At 63.1% G+C, this 22,085-nt stretch carries 24 protein-coding genes; 12 read left to right on the top strand and 12 right to left on the bottom strand.

The genetic code is table 11. The features are described from left to right. Nucleotides 1-186: 186 nt before the first annotated feature. Genes leuD through AC2FMD_RS09225 form a run of 4 tightly spaced genes read right to left on the bottom strand, consistent with a single transcriptional unit; the run spans nucleotide 187 to nucleotide 2,973 of the window. Nucleotides 187-792, bottom strand: coding sequence for a 3-isopropylmalate dehydratase small subunit (gene leuD / locus AC2FMD_RS09210; RefSeq protein ID WP_496680533.1), 606 nt, complete (start codon nucleotides 790-792; stop codon nucleotides 187-189). Between the two features lie 43 nt (nucleotides 793-835). Then, complete coding sequence (locus tag AC2FMD_RS09215) at nucleotides 836-1,381, bottom strand: HdeD family acid-resistance protein (protein WP_496680532.1); 546 nt, start codon at nucleotides 1,379-1,381, stop codon at nucleotides 836-838. A 38-nt stretch (nucleotides 1,382-1,419) separates the two neighbouring features. Next, a complete protein-coding gene (gene leuC / locus AC2FMD_RS09220; RefSeq protein ID WP_496687458.1) occupies nucleotides 1,420-2,823 on the bottom strand; it encodes a 3-isopropylmalate dehydratase large subunit in 1,404 nt (467 codons plus the stop codon). Between the two features lie 51 nt (nucleotides 2,824-2,874). Further along, complete coding sequence (locus AC2FMD_RS09225) at nucleotides 2,875-2,973, bottom strand: isopropylmalate isomerase (RefSeq protein ID WP_496687460.1); 99 nt, start codon at nucleotides 2,971-2,973, stop codon at nucleotides 2,875-2,877. Between the two features lie 109 nt (nucleotides 2,974-3,082). Here AC2FMD_RS09225 and AC2FMD_RS09230 point away from each other — a divergent pair, with 109 nt between their 5' ends. The 4 genes from AC2FMD_RS09230 (at nucleotide 3,083) to AC2FMD_RS09245 (ending at nucleotide 5,974) form a co-directional block, all read left to right on the top strand. Next, nucleotides 3,083-4,444 (top strand): mechanosensitive ion channel family protein, encoded by a 1,362-nt coding sequence (locus AC2FMD_RS09230; protein ID WP_496712608.1) that lies wholly within the window; start codon nucleotides 3,083-3,085, stop codon nucleotides 4,442-4,444. 164 nt (nucleotides 4,445-4,608) lie between these two features. After that, nucleotides 4,609-4,968 (top strand): ribosome silencing factor, encoded by a 360-nt coding sequence (rsfS, locus tag AC2FMD_RS09235; protein ID WP_149775947.1) that lies wholly within the window; start codon nucleotides 4,609-4,611, stop codon nucleotides 4,966-4,968. A gap of 44 nt (nucleotides 4,969-5,012) precedes the next feature. After that, a complete protein-coding gene (gene rlmH / locus AC2FMD_RS09240) occupies nucleotides 5,013-5,483 on the top strand; it encodes a 23S rRNA (pseudouridine(1915)-N(3))-methyltransferase RlmH (protein WP_496743343.1) in 471 nt (156 codons plus the stop codon). A gap of 5 nt (nucleotides 5,484-5,488) precedes the next feature. After that, nucleotides 5,489-5,974 (top strand): flavodoxin family protein, encoded by a 486-nt coding sequence (locus AC2FMD_RS09245; protein ID WP_496687465.1) that lies wholly within the window; start codon nucleotides 5,489-5,491, stop codon nucleotides 5,972-5,974. Nucleotides 5,975-5,977: 3 nt separating this feature from the next. On the opposite strand, the gene AC2FMD_RS09250 is transcribed toward AC2FMD_RS09245, so the two are convergent. After that, nucleotides 5,978-6,325, bottom strand: coding sequence for a hypothetical protein (locus AC2FMD_RS09250; RefSeq protein WP_496687467.1), 348 nt, complete (start codon nucleotides 6,323-6,325; stop codon nucleotides 5,978-5,980). 35 nt (nucleotides 6,326-6,360) lie between these two features. After that, the gene (locus AC2FMD_RS09255) at nucleotides 6,361-7,071 is read right to left on the bottom strand and encodes a DUF599 domain-containing protein (protein WP_496743345.1); all 711 of its coding nucleotides are present in this window, start codon (nucleotides 7,069-7,071) and stop codon (nucleotides 6,361-6,363) included. Between the two features lie 81 nt (nucleotides 7,072-7,152). Here AC2FMD_RS09255 and AC2FMD_RS09260 point away from each other — a divergent pair, with 81 nt between their 5' ends. The 6 genes from AC2FMD_RS09260 (at nucleotide 7,153) to AC2FMD_RS09285 (ending at nucleotide 13,370) form a co-directional block, all read left to right on the top strand. After that, on the top strand, nucleotides 7,153-8,601 hold the full coding sequence (locus tag AC2FMD_RS09260; RefSeq protein ID WP_496743347.1) for an FAD-linked oxidase C-terminal domain-containing protein: 1,449 nt from the start codon (nucleotides 7,153-7,155) through the stop codon (nucleotides 8,599-8,601). A gap of 25 nt (nucleotides 8,602-8,626) precedes the next feature. Continuing rightward, the gene (locus AC2FMD_RS09265) at nucleotides 8,627-9,727 is read left to right on the top strand and encodes an FAD-binding protein (protein WP_496743349.1); all 1,101 of its coding nucleotides are present in this window, start codon (nucleotides 8,627-8,629) and stop codon (nucleotides 9,725-9,727) included. A 4-nt stretch (nucleotides 9,728-9,731) separates the two neighbouring features. Then, nucleotides 9,732-11,054, top strand: coding sequence for a glycolate oxidase subunit GlcF (gene glcF, locus AC2FMD_RS09270; protein ID WP_496743350.1), 1,323 nt, complete (start codon nucleotides 9,732-9,734; stop codon nucleotides 11,052-11,054). A gap of 120 nt (nucleotides 11,055-11,174) precedes the next feature. Beyond that, complete coding sequence (locus AC2FMD_RS09275; protein WP_496680520.1) at nucleotides 11,175-11,966, top strand: trypsin-like serine peptidase; 792 nt, start codon at nucleotides 11,175-11,177, stop codon at nucleotides 11,964-11,966. After that, nucleotides 11,963-12,781: a trypsin-like serine peptidase gene (locus AC2FMD_RS09280; protein ID WP_496743352.1), complete on the top strand. Its 819-nt coding sequence runs from the start codon at nucleotides 11,963-11,965 to the stop codon at nucleotides 12,779-12,781. Before AC2FMD_RS09275 ends, AC2FMD_RS09280 begins: the two co-directional genes overlap by 4 nt. Before the next feature lie 121 nt (nucleotides 12,782-12,902). Then, on the top strand, nucleotides 12,903-13,370 hold the full coding sequence (locus AC2FMD_RS09285) for an Hsp20 family protein (protein ID WP_005979400.1): 468 nt from the start codon (nucleotides 12,903-12,905) through the stop codon (nucleotides 13,368-13,370). Between the two features lie 137 nt (nucleotides 13,371-13,507). Here the strand turns inward: AC2FMD_RS09285 and AC2FMD_RS09290 are convergent, their stop codons facing one another. Continuing rightward, the gene (locus AC2FMD_RS09290) at nucleotides 13,508-14,983 is read right to left on the bottom strand and encodes an NAD-dependent succinate-semialdehyde dehydrogenase (RefSeq protein WP_496687668.1); all 1,476 of its coding nucleotides are present in this window, start codon (nucleotides 14,981-14,983) and stop codon (nucleotides 13,508-13,510) included. 240 nt (nucleotides 14,984-15,223) lie between these two features. Here AC2FMD_RS09290 and AC2FMD_RS09295 point away from each other — a divergent pair, with 240 nt between their 5' ends. Both AC2FMD_RS09295 and AC2FMD_RS09300 read left to right on the top strand, forming a co-directional pair. Then, nucleotides 15,224-15,490, top strand: coding sequence for a hypothetical protein (locus AC2FMD_RS09295; RefSeq protein WP_496680516.1), 267 nt, complete (start codon nucleotides 15,224-15,226; stop codon nucleotides 15,488-15,490). Nucleotides 15,491-15,500: 10 nt separating this feature from the next. Next, nucleotides 15,501-16,145: a DUF1523 family protein gene (locus AC2FMD_RS09300; protein WP_496712725.1), complete on the top strand. Its 645-nt coding sequence runs from the start codon at nucleotides 15,501-15,503 to the stop codon at nucleotides 16,143-16,145. A gap of 48 nt (nucleotides 16,146-16,193) precedes the next feature. Here the strand turns inward: AC2FMD_RS09300 and AC2FMD_RS09305 are convergent, their stop codons facing one another. The 5 genes from AC2FMD_RS09305 to AC2FMD_RS09325 form a co-directional block, all read right to left on the bottom strand. Continuing rightward, on the bottom strand, nucleotides 16,194-17,288 hold the full coding sequence (locus tag AC2FMD_RS09305) for a flagellar basal body P-ring protein FlgI (protein WP_496680513.1): 1,095 nt from the start codon (nucleotides 17,286-17,288) through the stop codon (nucleotides 16,194-16,196). After that, a complete protein-coding gene (locus tag AC2FMD_RS09310; protein ID WP_496743565.1) occupies nucleotides 17,285-18,292 on the bottom strand; it encodes a flagellin in 1,008 nt (335 codons plus the stop codon). Before AC2FMD_RS09310 ends, AC2FMD_RS09305 begins: the two co-directional genes overlap by 4 nt. A gap of 2 nt (nucleotides 18,293-18,294) precedes the next feature. Beyond that, the gene (gene flgK / locus AC2FMD_RS09315; protein WP_496743564.1) at nucleotides 18,295-19,746 is read right to left on the bottom strand and encodes a flagellar hook-associated protein FlgK; all 1,452 of its coding nucleotides are present in this window, start codon (nucleotides 19,744-19,746) and stop codon (nucleotides 18,295-18,297) included. A gap of 32 nt (nucleotides 19,747-19,778) precedes the next feature. Continuing rightward, the gene (locus AC2FMD_RS09320) at nucleotides 19,779-21,074 is read right to left on the bottom strand and encodes a flagellar hook protein FlgE (protein ID WP_496687488.1); all 1,296 of its coding nucleotides are present in this window, start codon (nucleotides 21,072-21,074) and stop codon (nucleotides 19,779-19,781) included. A 97-nt stretch (nucleotides 21,075-21,171) separates the two neighbouring features. Continuing rightward, nucleotides 21,172-22,011, bottom strand: a complete 840-nt coding sequence (locus AC2FMD_RS09325; protein ID WP_496680505.1) for a flagellar motor protein MotB — start codon at nucleotides 22,009-22,011, stop codon at nucleotides 21,172-21,174. Between the last annotated feature and the right edge of the window lie 74 nt (nucleotides 22,012-22,085).

Consider the following 22,085-nt stretch of genomic DNA (forward strand, 5'->3'; position numbering starts at 1 on the left):
ACAGGTGATTTCAGGCAAAATGATGGCGAAACTGGTGCGGCTTTGCATCAATTGCGCCGCAGAATCGTCGCTGGCTCGTCGGGTGTGACTACATGTTGTGGTTGCTTGGCCGTCAACCCCTAAGACGCGAACGGGGCCGCCGCGGCGACCCCGTCTGGTTGAGTATCGACAGATTCGCCGCCCGCGTCACGTCCAGGGGCGGGCCTGGCTGACCTGGGATTCAAACTGGTCGATGTGGTGCGCCTTCTCCATCGTCAGGCCGATATCGTCCAAGCCGTTCAGCAGGCAGTGCTTGCGGTGCGGGTCGATGTCGAAGGTGATCTCGACCCCGTCCGAGGTGACGATCTTCTGCTCTTCGAGGTCCACGGTCATGCGGGCGTTTTCGCCCTTGTGGGCATCTTCCATCAGGATGGCATGATGCTCGTCCTCGACCACGATCGGCAAGATGCCGTTCTTGAAGCAGTTGTTAAAGAAGATGTCGGCGAAGCTGGTCGAGATGATGACCTTGATGCCGAAATCCTTGATCGCCCAAGGCGCGTGTTCGCGCGACGAGCCGCAGCCGAAATTGTCGCCGGCCACCAGGATCTCGGCGTTGCGATAGGCGGGTTTGTTCAGAACGAACTCTTCGTTCTCTCGCCCGTCATCGTGATAGCGCATCTCGTCGAACAGCACGACGCCTAGGCCCGAACGTTTGATCGTTTTCAGGTGCACTTTGGGGATGATCATATCGGTGTCGATATTGATCAGGGGCATGGGGGCGGCCACGCCGTGGACTTTTTCAAACTTTTCCATGTTCACACTCCTGCGGGAGAGGCCCGGCCCCATGCCCCGCGTTTCAAGCTTGTTTCGCTTCCGTCGTTTCGTTGCCGGCGTTCTTGACGAAGAACGCCATGAAGATCAGGCCGAACCCGTTGAACAGCATCTCGATGCCCAAAAGGATTCCCAGCAGGCTGAGCGCCAGTCCGACCGAGGCATTGGCCATGATGTAGGCGGCCAGCGCCAGGGACAGCAGGCCGGAAATGAGCGTGGGCCAGAAATACTGCGTGCCGCGCATCTGGAACGACAGGATGATCCGGGCGAGACCGCCGGCGATGAACAGGATCATCACCACCGTGGCCAGCGTCAGCACGCCCTGCAGCGGATGGGCCAGAAAGGACCAGCCCAGAAATAGCATCACGGCGCCCATGATGAAGGCCAGGATCTTGTTTCCGGTGCCTTCCACCGAGAACCCGCCCACGACCTGGAGCACGCCCGAGATCAGCAGCAGTGCGCCGGTGACCACGGTCACCGCCACCGATGCCACGATGGGCGCACCCAGAACGAAGATGCCGAACACAATCGACAGCAGCCCCATCAGGAGCCATTTGACCCAATCACTCATTTCATTCTCTCCCTCAAAAAATCAATGATGAGGGAAGCTTACATCAATTCGCGCACATCTGTCAGCTTTCCAGTGATTGCTGCGGCGGCAGCCATGGCCGGGCTGAGAAGATGGGTGCGTCCGCCGCGGCCTTGACGGCCTTCGAAGTTGCGGTTCGAGGTTGCGGCGCAACGCTCACCCGGGCTCAGCTGGTCGGGGTTCATCGCCAGGCACATCGAGCAGCCCGCAAGGCGCCATTCGAAGCCGGCCTGTTTGAAGATCTCGGCTATGCCTTCCTCTTCGGCCTGAGCGCGGACAAGACCCGAGCCGGGCACGACCATGGCGCGGATGCCGTCCTTGATCTTTTTGCCCTTCAGGATCTCGGCGGCGGCGCGCAGATCCTCGATCCGGCCGTTGGTACAGGAGCCGATGAAGACCGTGTCGATCTCGATGTCGCTCAGCTTCTGGCCCGGCTTAAGGCCCATGTATTCGATCGAGCGGCGCGCGGCCTCGACCTTGCCGCCCTCGAAATCCTCGGGGTTGGGTACGGTGGCGGTAATCGGCAGAACGTCTTCGGGGCTGGTGCCCCAGGTGACCACGGGGGCGATGTCCTCGCCGCGAATGGTGACGACCTTGTCCCAATGGGCGTCGTCATCGGAATAGAGCGTCTTCCACCAGGCCAGAGCGGCCTCCCACTGCGCGCCCTTCGGGGCGTGCGGGCGGCCTTTGACGTATTCGAATGTCTTTTCGTCCGGCGCGATCAGGCCGGCCCGTGCGCCACCCTCGATTGCCATGTTGCAGACCGTCATGCGGCCTTCCATCGACAGGTCGCGGATCGCCTCGCCGCAATATTCGATCACATAGCCGGTGCCGCCGGCGGTGCCGGTTTCGCCGATCACAGCCAGGGTGATGTCCTTGGCGGTCACGCCCGGCTGCAGTTTGCCGGTAATCTCGACCTTCATGTTCTTGGATTTCTTCTGGATCAGCGTCTGAGTGGCCAGAACATGCTCGACCTCGGAGGTGCCGATGCCGTGGGCCAGCGCGCCGAAAGCGCCGTGAGTGGCGGTGTGGCTGTCGCCGCAGACAACGGTCATGCCCGGCAGGGTCCAGCCCTGTTCGGGGCCCACGATGTGAACGATGCCCTGACGAATGTCATTCACCGGGTAGTAGTGAATGCCGAAATCGCGGGCGTTCTTGTCCAGCGCTTCGACCTGAATGCGCGATTCGGGGTTTTCGATCCCGTTCACGCGATCGGGTGTGGTGGGCACGTTATGGTCCGGCACGGCGATCGTTTTTTCCGGCGCACGCACCTTGCGGCCTGCCATGCGCAGGCCTTCGAACGCCTGCGGGCTGGTCACTTCGTGCACCAGGTGGCGGTCGATATAAAGAAGGCAGGTACCATCGTCGGCTTCGTGCACGACATGGGCATCCCAGATCTTGTCATAGAGTGTTTTGGGGGACATCGGTCCTCTCCCGTCTGTATTGAGAAATGCTGGCGAGTGGCTGGGCGCCGATTATAGGCGGGCCAGAACCGTGCGGGCGGCCCCGAAGAACCGTTCACGCAGGCGCGCGCGGTCTTGCAGGTTGGGAGCAGGGGCCTGATTGAATCTCATGCGATCCAGATATATCGCGAGCGCCTGTCAATCAAGGTTCAATCCAGTGGCCGCCAATTGCCTTGCATACCGGCGCATAGCTGGTCAATCTGGCAGGCAGGAGGCGCGATTGGACAACGACTTGATCCCCCGCTCGATTTCCGAGCTGTTCGATACAATGGTCGAGGCATTCCTGCTTCAGTTCGGAGCACTGATCGAGCTGATCGTGACCCCGGGATGGCGTCAGTATCAATTGTTGATCGTGCTGCTTCTGGTGGCCGCATCCTTTGTTCTGAAGGCCGCCACACTTGGTAGATGGGAAACATGGGCAAGGGCGCGAAGCGGCTGGCCCAAATGGCGGCTACGGACTCTGGTCCAGTTCATGCGGCGGCTGACATTGGTCTATTTCGTGCTTCTGTCCTGGAGCGTCTACCTGGTGATGCAGCAGGTCACATGGCCGTCGCGCAGCTATATCATCGGCGTTCTGGCAACGCTGGCAACCGCGTGGCTGGTCATTGCGCTGCTGTCGCATCTTGTACGCAACCGCACGATCCGGCGCATCTTTCGCTGGTCGATGTGGGTCTATGCTACGCTGGTGGCACTGAGCCTGACCGACGACGTGGCCGAGTTTCTGGACGGGGTCGCGATCACGATCGGAGAGATGCACATCTCGGTTCTCGGGATCCTCAAGGCAATCTTGCTGATTGGCACGTTGCTGGTTCTGGCCCGACTGGGCACCCGGGCGGCTGAACGGGGGCTGAAAAGCAACGACGACATCTCGCCCTCGATGCAGGTTCTGCTGGCCAAGGGCATCCAGGTGGCTCTCTACGGGCTGGTCTTTCTGGTCGGGATCCGCACGCTGGGCTTCGACCTGACCGGGATCGCGCTGCTGTCCGGCGCGGTGGGCGTGGGCATCGGTTTCGGCTTGCAGAAGGTGGTTTCGAACCTGATCTCGGGGATCATCATCCTGATGGACCGGTCGATCAAGCCGGGCGACGTGATCTCGCTGGGCGACACGTTCGGCTGGATCAACGCGCTGGGCGCTCGTTATGTCTCGGTCGTCACCCGCGACGGGCGCGAATACCTGATCCCGAACGAGGACCTGATTACCGGACAGGTGGTGAACTGGTCCCATTCCGACGAGTTCGTCCGGCTGGATCTGACCTTCGGAACCAGCTATGGCGACGATCCGCACACGGTGCGCGAGACCGCCGTGCGGACGGTGAAAACGGTCAAGCGCGTGCTGAGCGGTGGCAAGCACGAACCGGTCTGCCACATCACCGGATTCGGCGACAGCAGCGTCGACTACGTGTTGCGGTTCTGGATCCGCGACCCGACCGCCGGCCTGACCAACATCCGCGGCAATGTCTATCTGGCGTTGTGGGACGCGTTCAAGGCCGAGGGCATCTCGATCCCCTTCCCGCAGCGCGAGGTGCGCCTTCTGGGCCAGGGGCAGACCGGCGTGGTTGCGCAACAAATCGACACGGAGTGATCACGCCTGTGCGCACACGGCCCGCGATTCATTGAATTGTTGCAATCGGCTTGCTACCTTATTACTACCCCGGCGCCGGGGTTTGGCGGCGCTTTATCAAGGAGGACCATGTCCTGTCTCTGCATACACAGGCGGGTTTGCCCGCCGACGATGGGGCCACGGTGATGGCCCAGTCTCAGCCAATCAGCGAAAAGCTGCTTGAGCGCGTTCTTTCCTCTCTTTCCGACGACAAGGCCGAAGACGTCGTGCAGATCGATCTGCGCGGAAAATCCTCGGTGGCCGACTACATGGTCATCGCGTCGGGCCGGTCGACACGACAGGTGTCGGCGATGTCTGAAAAGCTGACGGATCGCATCAAGCAGGAATTCGGGTTCACCTCGAAGGTCGAAGGCAAGGATGCCGGCGACTGGGTACTGATCGATACGGGCGATGTGATCGTCCATATCTTTCGCCCCGAAGTGCGCGAATTCTACCAGCTGGAAAAGATGTGGCTGCCTCAGGGCGGTAGCGCCTCGGCCAACTGAGGCGCCATCCCGGCCCGTATTGAAGGGTCGGCGGCGAGAGCGACATGCGTATCAGCATTTGTGCGGTCGGGCGATTGCGCGCCGGACCGGAAAAAACCCTGCTTGACGACTATCTGACCCGTTTCGACCGGACCGGCCGCGGCCTGGGTTTGGGGCCTGCGCGCGTGATCGAGGTCGAAGACAAGAAGAATGCCGGTATGGGCGCCGAGGCCGCCTTGCTGCGCAAGGCGCTGCCCGGCGGGGCGGTGATCTGCACATTGGACGAGCGAGGAAAGGTGATGTCGTCACCCGATTTCGCGCAGAAGCTGGCCGGGTGGCGTGACATGGGCCGGCAGGATCTGGCCTTTGTCATCGGTGGCGCCGACGGGATCGACCCGGAGCTACGGACCGAAGCCGATTTCTCGATCTCTTTCGGCGCGATGGTCTGGCCGCATATGCTGGTCCGGGTGATGCTGTCGGAACAACTCTATCGTGCCGCGACGATCCTGTCGGGCGGCCCGTATCACCGGGCCTGACCGCTGTGGCCCGTCTACTGATCGTCTACCATTCGCGCACCGGCGGCAGCCGACAGATGGCCGAGGCGGCCGCACAGGCGGCCAGCGCCGAGGCCGAGGTCAGCCTGAAGCCCGCCGCGCAGGCGGGGTCCGACGATCTGTTGGCGGCCGACGGATACGTCTTTTGCGCGCCCGAGAACCTGGCGGCGCTGTCAGGCGTCATGAAGGATTTCTTCGACCGCTGCTACTACCCGGTTCTGGGCAGGATCGAGGGGCGGCCCTATGCGCAGATGATCTGCGCCGGGTCCGACGGTCAGAACGCGGCGCGGCAACTGGCGCGCATCACCACCGGTTGGCGCCTGAAAGAGGTGCAGCCGCCCCTCATTGTCTGCACCCATGCCCAGACGCCCGAGGCGATATTGGCGGAAAAGACCATCCCCGAGGATGAACTGGACAAATGCCGCGAGATCGGCGCCGCGCTTGGCGCCGGGCTGTCGCTGGGCGTGTTCTGACGATTATTCCAACATCACAAGCGTGGTGTCCGCGTTCCAGCCATCGACACTGCACCGGGCCTGCACCTGAACCTGGCTCGCGCCTTCGGGGATCGCGACTCCGCCCAGCGACCGGGTAAAGGGCTGCTCGGTCTCGTGCGGGTGATGCAGCACTCGCATCCCCAACTCGGTCCCGTCCATTGCCAGAACGCGCCAGCCATCGGCATAGTGGTCCCACCCGGTATCGGGATGGCGGATGGTCACGTCGAATCGCCAGGTCTTACCCGTGCGCGTCGCGGTGACATTTTCGACCGTCGGCGGGTCGGCGAGGGCCGGGGCGGCCAGAAACAGGCAGGGGATCAGGTGTCGCATTTCGCCAGTCTAGGGTCTGATCGGGCGGGGCGCGATCACGTCTGCGTGTCCGGCGGCAGGCTCAGCAGGATCGCGCGGGAATGCGAGGCAAACTCGCGCCGGTACAGGACTCCCAGCGTCAGAAGCGTGCCGATGATCAGCGCGATTGGGCCCAGGATCCAGGCCAGCGAAGCCAGCGCGAAATAGGTGGCGCGCAGGGCACGGTTGAAGCTGCGCGCGGCGGTCACGCAGATCTCGGCCGCCTGCGCCGCGCGGGGATAGGCCTGCGGATCCTCGGGGTCGTTCGGCACCGCCGCCATCAGCACCGCGCAGTAGCCGAACAGCCGGTGCGCCCAGACGTATTTCAGAAAGGCATTCGACAAAAACAGCAGCACGGTCAGGATCTTGACCTCCCACACCATGGCCGGCGCGCTGCCGATGGCCAGATCCTTGGCGACGCCCGACAGCCGTTCGGTATTGCCCAGAAGGGCCAAACCGCCCCCGATGGCGATCATTGTGGTCGAGGCAAAGAACGTGCTGCCCTGACGCATCGTGCCCACGACCTGGGCGTCGAACATGCGGGGCTGGCGGGTCACCATTTCGCGCATCCAGCAGCGGCGGAATTCGTCCATCATCACCGCGACCGAGCGCTTGCCGGGCGCGGGGTTCTCGATCCGCCAGCCCATCCATTGCCACGCGATCAACAACAACAGGACGGCGGCGTAGTCCAGGGGCGAAAACAGCAGGGCGCGGTCGGTCAATGTCATGGCGCGACAGTACGTCCGACGAAGGCAACTTGCCAGATGCAGAAATTGGTAATATTATTTTACCAAACTGGAGGACCCGCCATGGACATGCCAAAGCCCAACCCCGACGTTCTGGCCCGCAAGGCTAACGTGCTTGCCCGTCTGCGGCAGGTCCTGCCCGAAGATGCCATCATCGCGGACCCGGCCGAAACCCGCGCCTATGAGTGCGACGCCCTGACCGCCTACAAATGCGCGCCGATGATCGCGGTTCTGCCGTCCTCGACGCAGGAGGTCTCGGACATTCTGCGCATCTGCCATGACGAAGGCGTGCCGGTCGTGCCGCGCGGGGCTGGGACCTCGCTGGCCGGTGGGGCGCTGCCCACCGCCGATTGCGTGATCCTGGGCGTGGCCCGCATGAACGAGGTGCTTGAGGTCGACTATGACAACCGCTTCATCCGCGTGCAGACCGGCCGCACCAATCTAAGCGTCACCGGCGCGGTCGAGGAGCAGGATTTCTTCTATGCGCCCGATCCGTCGTCGCAGCTGGCCTGCGCCATCGCGGGCAATATCGCGATGAATTCGGGCGGGGCGCATTGCCTGAAATACGGCGTGACCACCAACAACCTGCTGGGCGTGACCATGGTGCTGATGGATGGCCGCGTGGTCGAGATCGGCGGCGCGCATCTGGATTGCGGCGGGCTGGACCTGTTGGGCGTGATCTGCGGCTCGGAAGGGCAGCTGGGGGTCGTCACCGAGGCGACGCTGCGCATCCTGCGCAAGCCCGAGGGCGCGCGCCCGGTCCTGATGGGTTTTGATGACAATGCGGTGGCGGGCGAATGCGTTTCGGACATCATCAAATCCGGCATCCTGCCCGTGGCGATCGAGTTCATGGACCGGCTGTGCATCGAGGCCTGCGAGAATTTTGCCCATGCCGGCTATCCGAACTGCGAGGCGCTGCTGATCGTCGAGGTCGAGGGCTCGGACGCCGAGATTGACAGCCAGTTGGCCAAGATCGTCGAGATCGCCAAACGCCACAACCCGGTCGAGCTGCGCGAAAGCCAGTCGGCCGAGGAAAGCGCCCGCATCTGGCTGGGTCGGAAATCGGCCTTTGGTGCGATGGGGCAGATCAACGACTATATGTGCCTGGACGGCACGATCCCGGTGTCGGCCCTGCCGGACGTGCTGCGCCGCATCGGCGAACTGAGCAAAGAGTTTGGCCTGCCCGTGGGCAATGTTTTCCACGCCGGCGACGGCAACATGCACCCGCTGATTCTGTTCGATGCGAACAAGCCCGGCGATCTGGAAAAATGCGAGGCCTTCGGGGCCGAGATCCTGAAACTGTGCGTGGATGCCGGCGGCTGCCTGACCGGCGAGCATGGGGTGGGCATCGAAAAGCGCGACCTGATGCATCATCAATACGCGCCTCAGGACCTTGAGGCGCAGATGGCCGTCAAGGACGTGTTCGACCCGAAATGGCTGCTGAACCCCGCCAAGGTGTTCCCGCTGGATGCCAGCGCGGACCGACGCGTCGTGCCGATGGCGGCGGAATGAATCCCAAGACAGAACGGACCTCGCAATGAGACCTGAATCAGAGTCTGAACTGGCCGAAATCGTGACCGGCCTGAACGAACCGATACGCGTTCTCGGTGGCGGCACGCGCGGTGTGACCAGCCCCGACCGGGTGCTGGGCACCGAGGGGCTGCGCGGGATCACCCTTTACGAGCCGGGGGCGCTGACGCTTGTGGCGCAGGCCGGAACGCCGCTGGCCGAGATCGAGGCGGCATTGGAGGCAGAAGGTCAGCAACTGGCATTCGAGCCGATGGACCATCGCGGCCTGCTGGGGTCCTCGGGCGCGCCCACGATCGGCGGTGTCGTGGCCGCCAACGTCTCGGGGCCGCGCCGGATCCAGGCCGGGGCCTGCCGCGATTTCCTGTTGGGCGTGCGCTTTGTCGACGGGCGAGGGCAGATCATCAAGAATGGCGGCCGGGTGATGAAGAACGTCACCGGCTATGACCTGGTCAAGCTGATGGCCGGGTCCTGGGGCACGCTGGGCGTGCTGACCGAGGTGTCGCTGAAGGTGCTGCCCAAACCCGAGGCCAGCGCGACGCTGGCCGTACCCGCTAAGGACGCCGCGACTGCGGTTCGCATCCTGTCTGAGGCGCTGAAATCACCCTTTGAAGTCTCCGGAGCAGCCTATGATCCGCAGCAGCAGCGCGCCTTGATCCGGATCGAGGGGTTTGCTGCGTCCGTCTCGTATCGCACCGGGCGCCTGCAGGACCTGCTGGGCCAGTTTGGCGCGGTTGATCTGGTCGAGCCATCGGCTGAGCTGTGGCAGAGGATCCGCGATGCGGTCGATTTTGCCGACACGCCAGGCGATGTCTGGCGGATCTCGGTCAAACCCGGGGATGCGCCCGAAATCGCCGCGCGGGCCGAGGCCGATCGGACCTTGTTCGACTGGGGCGGGGGGCTGATCTGGGCGCTGGTGCCCGCAGGCACCGACCTGCGCGCGCGCATCGGCGCGTTTTCCGGCCACGCCACGCTGGTGCGGGCCGGGGCCGATACTTTTGCCCGGCTAGGCCGGTTTCAGCCGGAACCGCAGGGCATTGCGGCTCTGACACAGGGGATTCGACAGAAATTCGACCCGCGCGGCGTGTTCAACCCCGGGCTGATGGGATAGGGCGATGCAGACCACATTCACCGAAGACCAGTTGAAAGACCCCGGCACCCGCCGCGCAAACGAGATTTTGCGCAACTGCGTGCATTGCGGGTTCTGCACCGCCACCTGCCCGACCTATCAGGTGTTGGGCGACGAATTGGACAGCCCCCGCGGGCGCATCTACCTGATCAAGGACATGCTGGAAAACGAGCGTGTGCCGGATGAAAAGACCGTCAAGCATATCGATCGCTGCCTGTCCTGCCTGGCCTGCATGACGACCTGCCCGTCGGGCGTGCATTACATGCATCTGGTCGATCACGCCCGCGAATATATCGAAAACCGGTACAAGCGACCCTTCTCGGACCGGGCGTTGCGGTGGGTTCTGGCACGGATCCTGCCCTATCCGATGCGGTTCCGCTGGGCGCTGATCGGGGCCAAGCTGGGGCGGCCGTTCCGCTTTCTGATGCCCGACGCGCGCCTGAAGGCGATGCTGGACATGGCGCCGAAACACATCCCGCCGGTCAGCCGCAATGACGACCCCCAAAGCTTTGCGCCCAAGGGGCAGGCGATCAAACGCGTGGCTCTAATGACGGGCTGTGCGCAAAAGGCGCTGAACACCGACATCAACGATGCCACGATCCGCCTGCTGACCCGGCTGGGCTGCGAGGTCGTTGTGGCCGAGGGCGCCGGCTGTTGCGGGGCGTTGACCCATCACATGGGCAAGACCCGCGAAAGCCATGACACCGCCGCCGCCAATATCCGCGCCTGGACGCGCGAGATGGACGGCAAGGGGCTGGATGCGATCGTCATCAACACCTCGGGCTGCGGCACCACCGTCAAGGATTATGGGCACATGTTCCGCAACGACCCGCTGGCCGAGGACGCGGCGCGGGTGTCGGGCATTGCCATGGATGTCAGCGAAATCCTGATGCAGCTGGACTTGCCGCAGGGCGATGACAAGGGGCTGACGGTGGCCTATCACGCGGCCTGCTCGCTGCAACACGGGCAGCAGATCAAAACCTATCCCAAGGATCTGCTGAAAAAGGCGGGGTTCTCGGTGGTCGAACCCGCCGACAGCCACCTGTGCTGTGGCAGCGCGGGCACCTACAACCTGATGCAGCCCGAGATCTCGGCCAAGCTGAAACAGCGCAAGGTGCGCACGTTGGAGGCCAAGAACCCCGATCTGATCGCGGCCGGGAATATCGGCTGCATGATGCAGATCGGGTCGGGCACCCGACTGCCCATCGTGCATACGGTCGAGCTGTTGGATTGGGCCACGGGCGGGCCTCGGCCTCCCGCGCTGAACCGGGCCGGACAGCCTGCGGATACGGTGCCGATCCTGCGGTGAGCGGGCCTGGTGCGCCGGCGCATCAGTCGATGGAGGAATCGCCGTGGCTCGGCCCTGCCCTATTTTCGCCAAACGCGGCGCGTACCACCATGGCCCGAAACCAAACAGCCGGAGAACCGCGTGCGCAGATGGATAAGGGCGATTGCGCTGTGTGTCTTGCCGATGGCGGCCATGGCGCAGGATACCGGGCTGCAAAGCCTCGAGACCTCGGAGGCGGGGCGCGATTGGATGGCGGTCGGGCGGCTGGACATCGACGGCACCGGGTTCTGCACCGGTGCGCTGATTTCCCCGACTCTTGTCCTGACCGCGGCGCATTGCCTATTCGACAAGGCCACGCGCCAACGGATCGACCCGTCGCGAATCGAGTTTCTGGCCGGTTGGCGGCGGGGGCGGGCCTCGGCCTATCGTGCGGCGCGGCAGGCGGTAATCCACCCCGATTATGACTATGACGGCAGGGCCACCGTCACCCGTGTGCGCCATGACATCGCGCTGATCGAGCTGTGGCAGCCCATCCGCAACACCGCTGTCATTCCTTTCGAGACCGGCTATCGCCCGTCGCGCGGCGAGGACGTCGGTGTCGTGTCCTATGCGCATGACCGCGCCGAGGCCCCCTCGCTGCAAGAGGTCTGCTCGGTCATGGCGCGGCAATCCGGGGTTCTGGTGATGTCCTGCGATGTGGATTTCGGCGCCTCGGGGGCGCCGATCTTTTCCTTCTCGGGCGATCACCCACGCATCGTGTCGGTCGTTTCAGCCAAGGCAGAACTGGAAGGAAAGCGCGTGGCGCTGGGCACGGCGTTGGAAGAGTCGCTTGAGGTATTGCAGGCGGAACTGTCCGCGGGGCGGGGCTTTGGCCTGTCGGGCAGCGCGGCGGGCGCGGGCAAGAACCTGGGCGCAAGGTTCGTGCGGCCATGATCGGGGCGATTTTCAGGGCAGCGCTTTGCCTGGGTGTCCTGGCAGGCGCCGCGCTGGCCCAGGACAGCGGCAAACGCCGCCTGACCGACCGCGACGACCTGTACGGCTGGGAGGCGATCGGGCGACTGGATATCGGAACCCGGTCGTTCTGCACCGGAACCTTGATCGCGCAGGATCTGGTGCTGACCGCAGCCCACTGCGCGATGGACCGAACCACCGGACAGCCCTATGCGCCGGGCGAGGTCACGTTTCGCGCGGGCCTCAGCAATGGCCACGCGCTGGCCGAACGCAAGGTAGTGCAGATCGCCGCGCATCCCGATTACGACCCTAGGGCCGGACTGTCAGCGGAAAGCGTGCGCGCCGACGTGGCCCTGATGCGGCTGGACGAGCCCATCCCCTATGGCATCGCCAACCCCTTTGCCCTGCACAGCGGCCGGGTGGCCGGAAACGAGATCAGCATCGCATCCTATGGCCGGGGCCGGTCCGAGGCGATCACGCGCGAGCGGTCCTGCCGGATCCTCGAGCGGCGGCAGGGCTTGATCACCTTCAACTGCGACATCACCTTCGGATCGTCCGGGTCGGCCATTCTGGCCCGCAACGGGCCGCGCTGGCAGATCCTGTCGGTCGTTTCGGCCGTGGGCAACGACGGTCGGGGTAAGATCGGCTTTGGAATGGAATTGTCGGGGATCGTGACGGACCTGAAGGCGATCCTGCGGCGTGATGCGCCGCAGCCCAAGGCCTCGATCAAGCGGCTGCAGGTCGGCTCGGGCAAATCCGGCTCGGGCGCGAAATTCATCCGCCCGGGCGGGTCTTGAACCGCGCCGAACCGCTTCCCATCTCATGTCTGGCGGGCCGCCATATCGGGGCCCGTTGAACATCACCGCCCGTCCGGATGGAGGGCAAATCGTAGATCGCTCTGACATGAGGATGACGACAATGCGCAGTTTTGATTTTGCACCGTTGCATCGTGCAACCATCGGCTTTGATCAGATCGCCGATATCATGGACCGGGTTCTGACCAGCGAAGTGTCACAACCCAGCTATCCCCCCTACAACATCGAAAAGACCGATGCCGACACCTATCGCATCTCGCTGGCCGTCGCCGGTTTTGGCGAAGATGACCTATCGGTCGAAGTGAAGGAAAACGCGTTGGTCGTGGCCGGCAAGAAGGCCGCTGACGACAAGGAGCGTACCTATCTGCACCGTGGCATCGCCACCCGTGCCTTCGAACGCCGTTTCGCCTTGGCCGATCATGTCCGCGTAACCGGCGCCAGCCTAGAAAACGGTATGCTGCATATCGACCTGAAACGCGAGGTGCCGGAGGCGCTGAAGCCGCGCCGGATCGCGATCACCTCGGCCAAGGCCATCGAAAAGGATGTGGTCGACGCCAAGCCCGTGAACTGAGGCGGCAACCGACCGATCCGATAATCGCTTCCTCCCTCGATTATCGCCAGCCCCGCGTTCCTTCGGAGCGTGGGGTTTTTCGATTGTCGGAAGAAAAAGGGCGCCGCCGGGCGCCCTTCGTGTCATGGCCGGTTCGGTCAGACCGCCATGCAGATGTATTTCATCTCGAGATATTCGTCGATGCCGTGATGGCTGCCTTCACGGCCCAGGCCGGATTGCTTGACGCCGCCGAACGGCCCCAGTTCCGAGCTGATGATACCGGTGTTGATGCCGACGATGCCGTATTCCAGCGCCTCGGCCACCTTGTACACGCGGCTCAGATCCTTGGCGTAGAAATACGAGGCGAGGCCGAAGATCGTGTCATTGGCCATCGCGATCACCTCGTCCTCGTCCTCGAATTTGAACAGGGGCGCCAGCGGGCCAAAGGTCTCTTCCTGCGCGACCTTCATGTCCTGGGTCACGTTGGTGATGATCGTGGGCTGAAAGAAGGTGCCGCCCAGATCGTGCGGCAGGCCACCGGTCAGGATCGCGCCGCCATTGGCCTTGGCGTCGGCGATGTGCTCCTGCACCTTTGCCACCGCCTCGTCGCTGATCAGCGGACCGGTCGTTGTTCCTTCGGACAGGCCGTCGCCGATTTTCAATGCCTCGACCGCGGCCTTGAGCTTGGCGGCAAAGGCGTCATAGACACCGGCCTGCACATAGATGCGGTTGGCGCAGACGCAGGTCTGGCCGTTGTTGCGGAACTTGCATAGCATCGCGCCTTCGACGGCGGCATCCAGATCGGCGTCGTCGAACACGATGAACGGTGCGTTGCCGCCCAGTTCCATCGAGCATTTCATGACCTGGTCCGCGGCCTGGCGCAGCAGGATCCGGCCCACCTCGGTCGAGCCGGTAAAGGTCAGCTTGCGCACACCGGGGTTCTCGCAGAACTCCTTGCCGATCTCGCTGGCCTGCGTCGAGGGGACCACGTTGAACACGCCCGCCGGAATGCCGGCCTGTTCGGCCAGCAGCGCCAGCACCAGCGCCGACAGGGGCGTTTCGGTGGCCGGGCGCGCGACAAAGGCGCAGCCGGCGGCCAGTGCCGGGCCTGCCTTGCGTGTTATCATCGCGTTGGGGAAGTTCCACGGCGTGATCGAGGCCGCCACCCCGATCGGCTGTTTCAGCACCATGATCCGTTTGTCGCGCTGATGGCCGGGGATGGTCTCGCCATAGACCCGCTTGGCCTCTTCGCCGAAGAATTCGATGAAAGAAGCGCCATAGGCGATTTCGCCCACCGCCTCGGCCAGGGGTTTGCCCTGTTCGGCGGTCAGGATCTTGCCAAGGTCCTCGGCGTTTTCCATCATCAGGTCGAACCACCGGCGCAGGATCGCGGCGCGTTCCTTGCCGGTCAGCTTGGCCCATTCCTTCTGTGCCGCCTCGGCCTGGGCGATTGCGCCAGCCACCTGGGCGCGGCTGACATCCGCGACTTCGGCGATCACGTCGCCGCGGGCCGGGTTGGTGACAACAAAGGTGCCGTTGTCACCATCGACCCATTGACCGCCGATATAGGCCTTGGTGACCAAAAGGTCGGGGTTCTTCAACAGCGATTTCAGGTCGGTCGTGGTGTCCAGCATGGGGCGGTCTCCGGCGCAGGGATAGGGTTTGCGCATACCCAAACAGGTGGCGCTGGTCATGTCTAGCGCCACCGGCACGAGTCGATCAATCCAGATTTGATCAAAAATACGAATTCAGTGCGGCGTACGGAACCGCGAAATGCGGTGGACAATGCCGGATCGGGTGCTGCACAGTTCGTTCGGGAGCCGAGGGGACAGGCGGCCTGGTGTCGGCACGGGTTGCGGGCGGGAAAGGGTGAAATGATCGGAGCTTTGCGCCTGTTTGTCGGTCTGCTCGTGGTACAGACGATTGCTTATACGGTGCTGTCGCTGTATGCGCGACGGGCCCGTCGACGCAAGCTTGAGGAAAGGTGGGACGAAAAGGGAAAGACGGGCGGCAAGGAGGCTTTCGTCGAACGTGGACTGAGGGCCTATGACAGGTCTTTCCGCCGCAAATTGATCCTCGGCGTCTATATTGTACCCTGGGTCGCCATCGCTGCCGTAATCTATGTCGTGAACTACTTGTGAGGTCTTGGGAATGGTCTATGCCAAATGGGCAATCATCGTGGTTTTTTGGGCCACTGTCGGCGCCATTCTTCACTATGCCCTGCCGCAGCATGACATCGTGCGCATCGTGAACACCTATGAAGAGCGGCAGGATCTGAACGATTGGACACGCATGTTCTGGTCCGAGCCAGAGGATCAATCTACCAACCTCTCGAGCAGGGATGTCCAGTTCATTCAGGCCGTGCGGGCGAACGGCAGGCCGATCGTCTACCGAAATGAGGACACAGGGTGGGGGTGGCCGCCCTATTTCAAGTTCGATACCGCGAACCTGTATACCGAAGCCAATGATGCGATTTCTTCAAAGGACGATCCGGAATGGGTCGTCGTGACCCACTACGGATGGCGGAACGAGTTTCTTACGATCTTTCCGAATGCCATCTCGATCAAAGATGTCGAAGGCCCCGACGTGCGGATCATCCCCTGGTTCAACATTGTCTTCCTGACAGTCTTCTTTGGCCTCGTTTGGGCAATCTGGGTACGCTGGCGGCGGTTCCGCGAAGCGCGGATAGACCCTTTGCTTGAGCAAGCCGAGGATGGGCTTTATGCCGTGGGCGACGCGATCGAGGAACGGCGTTCCGGCCTGCGTCGCTGGTGGGAGGGACGGAAATCGAAATAGGGTTCGATCAGTCCAGCGGTGTCGGCGCGACAGGAGAACCGGCAGAGTTCATCTGACGACGAATTCGGCATGGAGCGCGCCCGCGGCCTTGATAGTTTTCAGAATGTCGATCATGTCGCGCGGTGAAACGCCCAGTGCATTGAGGCCCGCGACCACCTCGGACAGGGTCGTGGCCTCTGGTATCTCGGCCAAGCTAGTGCCTTCCTCTTCCTCAAGCCCGGCAACGGTGCGCGGAACCACGACGGTCCGACCCTCGGCGAAGGGGTTGGGTTGAACGACAATCGGGGCCTCCTCGACCCGCAAGGTCAGGTTGCCCTGCGAGACGGCAACACGTGAAATGCGGACATCCTGCCCCATGACGATGGTTCCCGAACGCTGGTCCACGACGACCCGTGCCTTGGACTCGGGCTCGATCAGGATGTTTTCGATCTGACCGATCGCATGGGCGGTCGATGCGGCGCGGGTTTCGGCGATGCTCAGCTCGACGGTGCCGGAATCGCGCATGATCGCGACCGGGCGGTTGAACTCGCGGTTGATCGCCGCCTCGATGCGGCCGGCGGTCGTGAAGTCCGGCTCGCGAAGAGCAAGGCGCAGTTGCGTCAGGCCCGAGAGCTGGAAGTCGATTTCGCGTTCGACCCGGGCACCCGAGGGTATCACACCCGACGTCGGCACTCCTCGGGTGACGGATGCGGCCTCGCCCTCGGCCACGGCTCCACCGGCCAGCACCGTCCCCTGGGCCACCGCGTAGATCTGTCCGTCGGCGGCGTTCAGCGGGGTCATCACAAGGGTCCCGCCCAGAAGGCTTTTGGAATCGCCAATGGCCGAAACCGTGACATCGATTTGGCTTCCGACTCTCGAAAACGGGGGCAGTGTCGCGGTCACCAGAACCGCGGCCACGTTCTTTGGCCGAAAATCCTCGCCATTCACGTTGACGCCCAACCGTTCGAGAATGTTCGACATGATCTCTTCGGTGAACGGGGAATTGCGCAAACCGTCCCCGGTGCCGTTCAGCCCGACGACCAGGCCGTACCCCACCAGATCGTTGCCGCGCACTCCATCGAAATCGACCAGATCCTTGAGGCGCACGGCACCCGAGAATGCAACGGAAGGAAGCAGCATCAAAACAAAAGCCAGGAGTCTCATCTCAGGAAGTTCACCAGTGAAAGGTTTGAATTGCGGACGGTGACCGAATAGAGGCTCTCGAGCTGGAACTGGACGGTCTGCAACTTGGCGGCAGTTTCGTAAGGGTCCGCCGCCACGATTTCGTTTCTGGCGTACTCGAAACTGGTCTTGGCGGCCGAGTTGCGCGTCGCGGCCTGTTCGATCCGGGCCTCGACCGCGCCGACCTGGGCACGCATCGTCGTCGTATCGTCTTTTGCGTTGGCCAGATCGACCCCAAGTTCAGTGAACAAGGCGGTCTGCAGGGTCGGTGGCCAACCCAGGCTGGGATCCGAGGCCAACGCTGCCACCGCAACATCGCGCAAGGCATCGCGCATGGCTGGATCGTTTGCCGTAAACGGCAATTCGACCCTCTCGGTTTCCGAGACCTGCATCGGCGCCAATGTCGCATTCGACCCGCGGTACATGACCGCTTCGAAGCCGACTGGATCGTTGAACCAGGTCTGGGCGGCCTGGCGAATGTCGGCCAGAGTTGTCAAGCCGGCCAGTTGCGTGCGCAGCGCGCTCAGAAGGGTTTCGGCTGATTCCAGCGGCGTGGCGTCCGTGGCGATGCCGGCGAACAGGCTGCGCCCCCCGGCCCGCGTATTTAGCGCCGAGATCATGCTGTCCAGCTCATTGCGCGCCTGATCCGCGGCCTGGGCATGCGTCACGGCTTGGTTCGACGTGCCGAACGCCAGAAGAGACCTGGATACTTCGCCCAGCGAATCGCTGAATGTCGATAGGCTCTGCTGCATTGCGTCCGAGAACAGGCGGGCCTCGGAGGTGGCAACCGAGAAAGCGCCCAGCTGCGCGATTTTCCGGTCCAGATCCAAAAGGTGAGAATAGTCTCCGCCGAGCCGGCCGGAAATATCCGCCGCCTGGCCGGTAGACATTTCGTAGGAAAGCGTTTCAATCTGCGACTTGATCTCGGTGCTGCGGGTCCTAAGGGTCAGGCCGCGCGCCAGATCGCCGATGGCATTCAATGTCATGTTCACATCCTCAGCAGCATTTCCATCAGTTCATCGACGACCGAGATGATCCGGGCGTTGGCGGCATAGGCCTGTTCGATCTGCATCATCCGCTGCAACTCGGCGTCGCTGTCCACGCCTTGTTCCGCGACCAACTGTTCCATCTGCTGGTGTAAGCTGGCCGCATAGGTCTGACGGGACTGGGCCGTTTGCGCATTCGTGCCGGCCTTGGACAGCAGCGCCTCGGACAGTTCGGCCGCGCGCAGATTGCCGGTGCCGAAATCCGGCATGGAGACCGGGCGCGCCTGGTTCAGCGCTGCGCTGAAGGCCTGCAGTTGCGTGGCGTCGCCGGGATTGTTCGGGGCGGCGGCACCCAGACCCGCGCGCAGCTTCCAACTGTTCCCCCCTGCATCTGGATCGACCGCGGCGTTCAATTCAAGGCGCGAGGCCAATCCTGCGGGCGCGGTTGCGGAGTACCGGGCCCCGTCGTCAGTAAACAGGCCAGGATCGGTTGCTAGGGCCGTCGGGTCCAGGCCTGGCGTTTCGAAGCGTTCAACCAAGTCCTGAGCAACGGCGTCGAGTTGGGCCTGCGCTTCGATCGAAAGCTCGTCCCGGATCTGGAATTGAGCCATGAGAGCGCCGCCCCGAATCTGCGCGGTTTCGCCGCTGGTGCGGACCGGTTGCCCGTTCATCTCGAGGCCGGACAACAGCCCGTTGCCAATCGTCATGTGGGGTTTGGTGTCGCCCGTCGTCGTGAACGTGAACTCGGCTGCGCGCCCTTCCAGAAGGATCAGGCCTCCGTCCGAGTACAAGGACACGCGGTTGTTGTCCCGTGCCACCACGTTCACGGGAATCAGCTCGTTGACCTGGTCGATCAGAACCTGCCGTCGGTCAAGAAGGCCATTGATGTCGCCGCCGGCGTTCTGAACGGCCGGAATACGGGCATTCAGGTCTTCGATGTCCTTCAGAGTGGCGTTCAGCGTATCGACATAGCTTCCGATCTTGCGGTCTGCATCGGATCGCATGTCCCGCAGCCCCTCCGACGCATCGTTTAGGGCCCGGGCCAGATCGTCGCCGGCGCGCGCGACCTGATCCAACCGCTCGGCCGAGCCGGGATTGCTGGCCGCAGTGATCAGGCTGTTTTCGAAGCCGACCAGCCGCGCCGATACCGAGGCCGCGTCGCCGGGTTTGCCGACCAGCGTTTCAAAAGCAGCGTGAAAATCGGCGATGGCCGAATTCAGTGCCAGATCGGCATCCGCTGCCCTAAGATTGGCGGCCAGAACCGGGTCGTGGTGCCGGGTGACACCGACAACCTGCACCCCGTTTCCCGAGATTTGACTTGTGGCCAATTCCAGCGTTCGCTTGGCATAGCCGGGGGTCAGCGCGTTGGCGATATTGCCGGATACGACGGCGGCGCCACGGCTGGCCGCGCTCAGCCCGCCCAGGGCGTTGTTCAATGCCGTTGACATGCTCATGGGACCGCTCCTTTCAGGTGCTCAGGTCAGGCTCAGCGTTTGATGTTCGTGGTTTCCTGAAGCATCTCGTCCACGGTCTGGATCACCTTGGCGCTGGACGAATAGGCGCGTTGCGTCTGGATCATCGATGTCAGTTCGGTGGCGACATCGGTCGTCGATTCTTCACGGGCAAAGGAAATCAGTTCACCGGTCGGGCCCTCGCCCGCGTTCCAAAGGAAATAGGTGCCGCTTTCGCGCGAGGGGGCATAGGTCTGGCTGTCCAGCGCGGTCAGGCCGTTGGGGTTTGGAACATCCGCCAGCGGGATCTGGTACATCCGCCGCGTCACTCCTGTATCGTACAGCGCATAGACATAACCATTTTCGTCAACCTGCACGCTCGACATCGTGCCGACGGCGGAACCGTCGCGCGTGATCGAGACCGGGGCGAACGTGTCGGACAATTGCGTGATGCCGTCAGGGTCGCCGATCAGCCCGACATTGACCTCCATCGGCCCGCCCGCGACGTTGACCACGAAGCTTCCGGTCGCGGGGTCATAGGCCCCACCCGAAACCGCAGTGACGCTGGCCAGGGTTCCGCCTGCGGTGCGGCTGTCGGTGAAGGTCAGAACGTATTCTCCGATGATCGCCCCGCCCGAAGCCGAATCCCGCAGGGTCATCGTCCATAGGTTGCTGGAGCCAGTGGTCGGGACGGTCGGCACAAGCTCGATATCCACGGTCTCGGGCTTGCCGAGGTTGTCGAAATATTCGACCGACAGGGGCTGTGGATCGCCGGGCGCACCAGCATCGGTGGCCGTTGCCGGCAGGTTCATGCGCAGGTTCATTTCGGTCGTTGGCGAGCCCGACAGCTGATTGACGCTCAGTTGCACCGGCTCCAGCGCGGCGGGCGTGTCGCGTGAGACGTTGGGGATCGAACCGTCGGGATTGGCCCGCCAGCCCAGCAGTACCAGCCCCGATTCGGTAACAAGGTAACCTTCGGCATTGGTCCGGAACGAGCCGGTCGTGGTCAGCAGCATCTCGTTTGACGATGTGCCGATCTGAGAGCTGGACCGAACCGGCAGCATGCCGCGGCCTCGCACGGCCAGATCGGTGGAATTGTTGGTGGTCACGAGGGATCCGCGCTGGTCGATCAGGCGCTGGCTGGTCGTGCGCACGCCGCCGGCGGAATAGCTGCCGCCCTGTCCGGACGTGACCATGGAATGAAAATCCGTTTCAACCCGCTTGTATCCGTAGGTCGAGGAGTTGGCGATGTTGTCCGAAATGGTCGCAAGCCGGTTGGCATTGGCCTTCAATGCGGCCACGCCGGCATTCAGCGAAGAAGAAATTGTCATCGGCACGCCCTTTTGTTGCGTCTAATCTTTCCGCAACAGCTAACGCGCCGGGCCTTAACAGCGCGCTAACAGGTAAAATGCCACGCATCATTTCCGGTCATGGGTCGCGCAGGAACACGATCTCGATCCGGTCGTTTCGCGGGGCCATCGGGTTTTCGACGGCCAGTTCCCGGTCGGCATGGCCGGTCACGCGGTCCAGCCTGCGGGCATCGACACCATCGTCCTGCAGCAATTTGCGGACCGCCTGCGCGCGGGACGTGGAAAGATCCCACGCAGGATCCTGGGCCAGAACCACCGGAGCAGATCGGACATGGCCGTCCACCGCAATCGCGTTGGTCACAAGATCCGAGGACCGCGCGACCAGCAGGATCAACGCGCGCATCATCTGCGTCGGCGTGTCGGTACCCGGTTCGAACAGCGGTTCGGACTCGGTCGCGAAAAGTTCGACGACCAGGCCTTCATCGGTGACCCGCGTCACGATGTGTTTGAGAGCCTTCTTCGAGACCAGGCTCTCACCGGCCCGGCCCAACAACTGCGCTTCGAGCGTCGAAAAATCCTCGAAGGCGCCGCGCCCGTCGCCAAGGGAATCGACCCCGGTCGATCCGCGGGCCCGTTTCGCTTCGGTCGGATTCTTGTTCGTTGCGCCGGAGCCATCCATCACCATGGTCTTCTCCGAAAACATGTTCTCGCCCCCGAAGGCGCCGTCGCCACCGCCCGACACCGGGTGCACCGGAATCGTCGGTGAGAAATAGTCCGCCAGTCCCTTGCGTTGTTTTTCGGTCGTTGCGTTCAGCAGCCACATCAACATGAAGAAGGCCATCATCGCCGTGACAAAGTCGGCATACGCGACTTTCCAGGCACCGCCATGGTGGCCATCGCCACCTGATGCGCGCTTCTTCTTGATGATGATCGGCGGCGCATTCGTTTGCGCACCCATCTCCACCACCCTTTTTCACCCGGTGTTCAGAACTATCGGACAGGGCTTAAGGTCCGCTTAACACTTAAAATTCT

This window comes from Ruegeria sp. BHSC276, assembly GCF_059612945.1.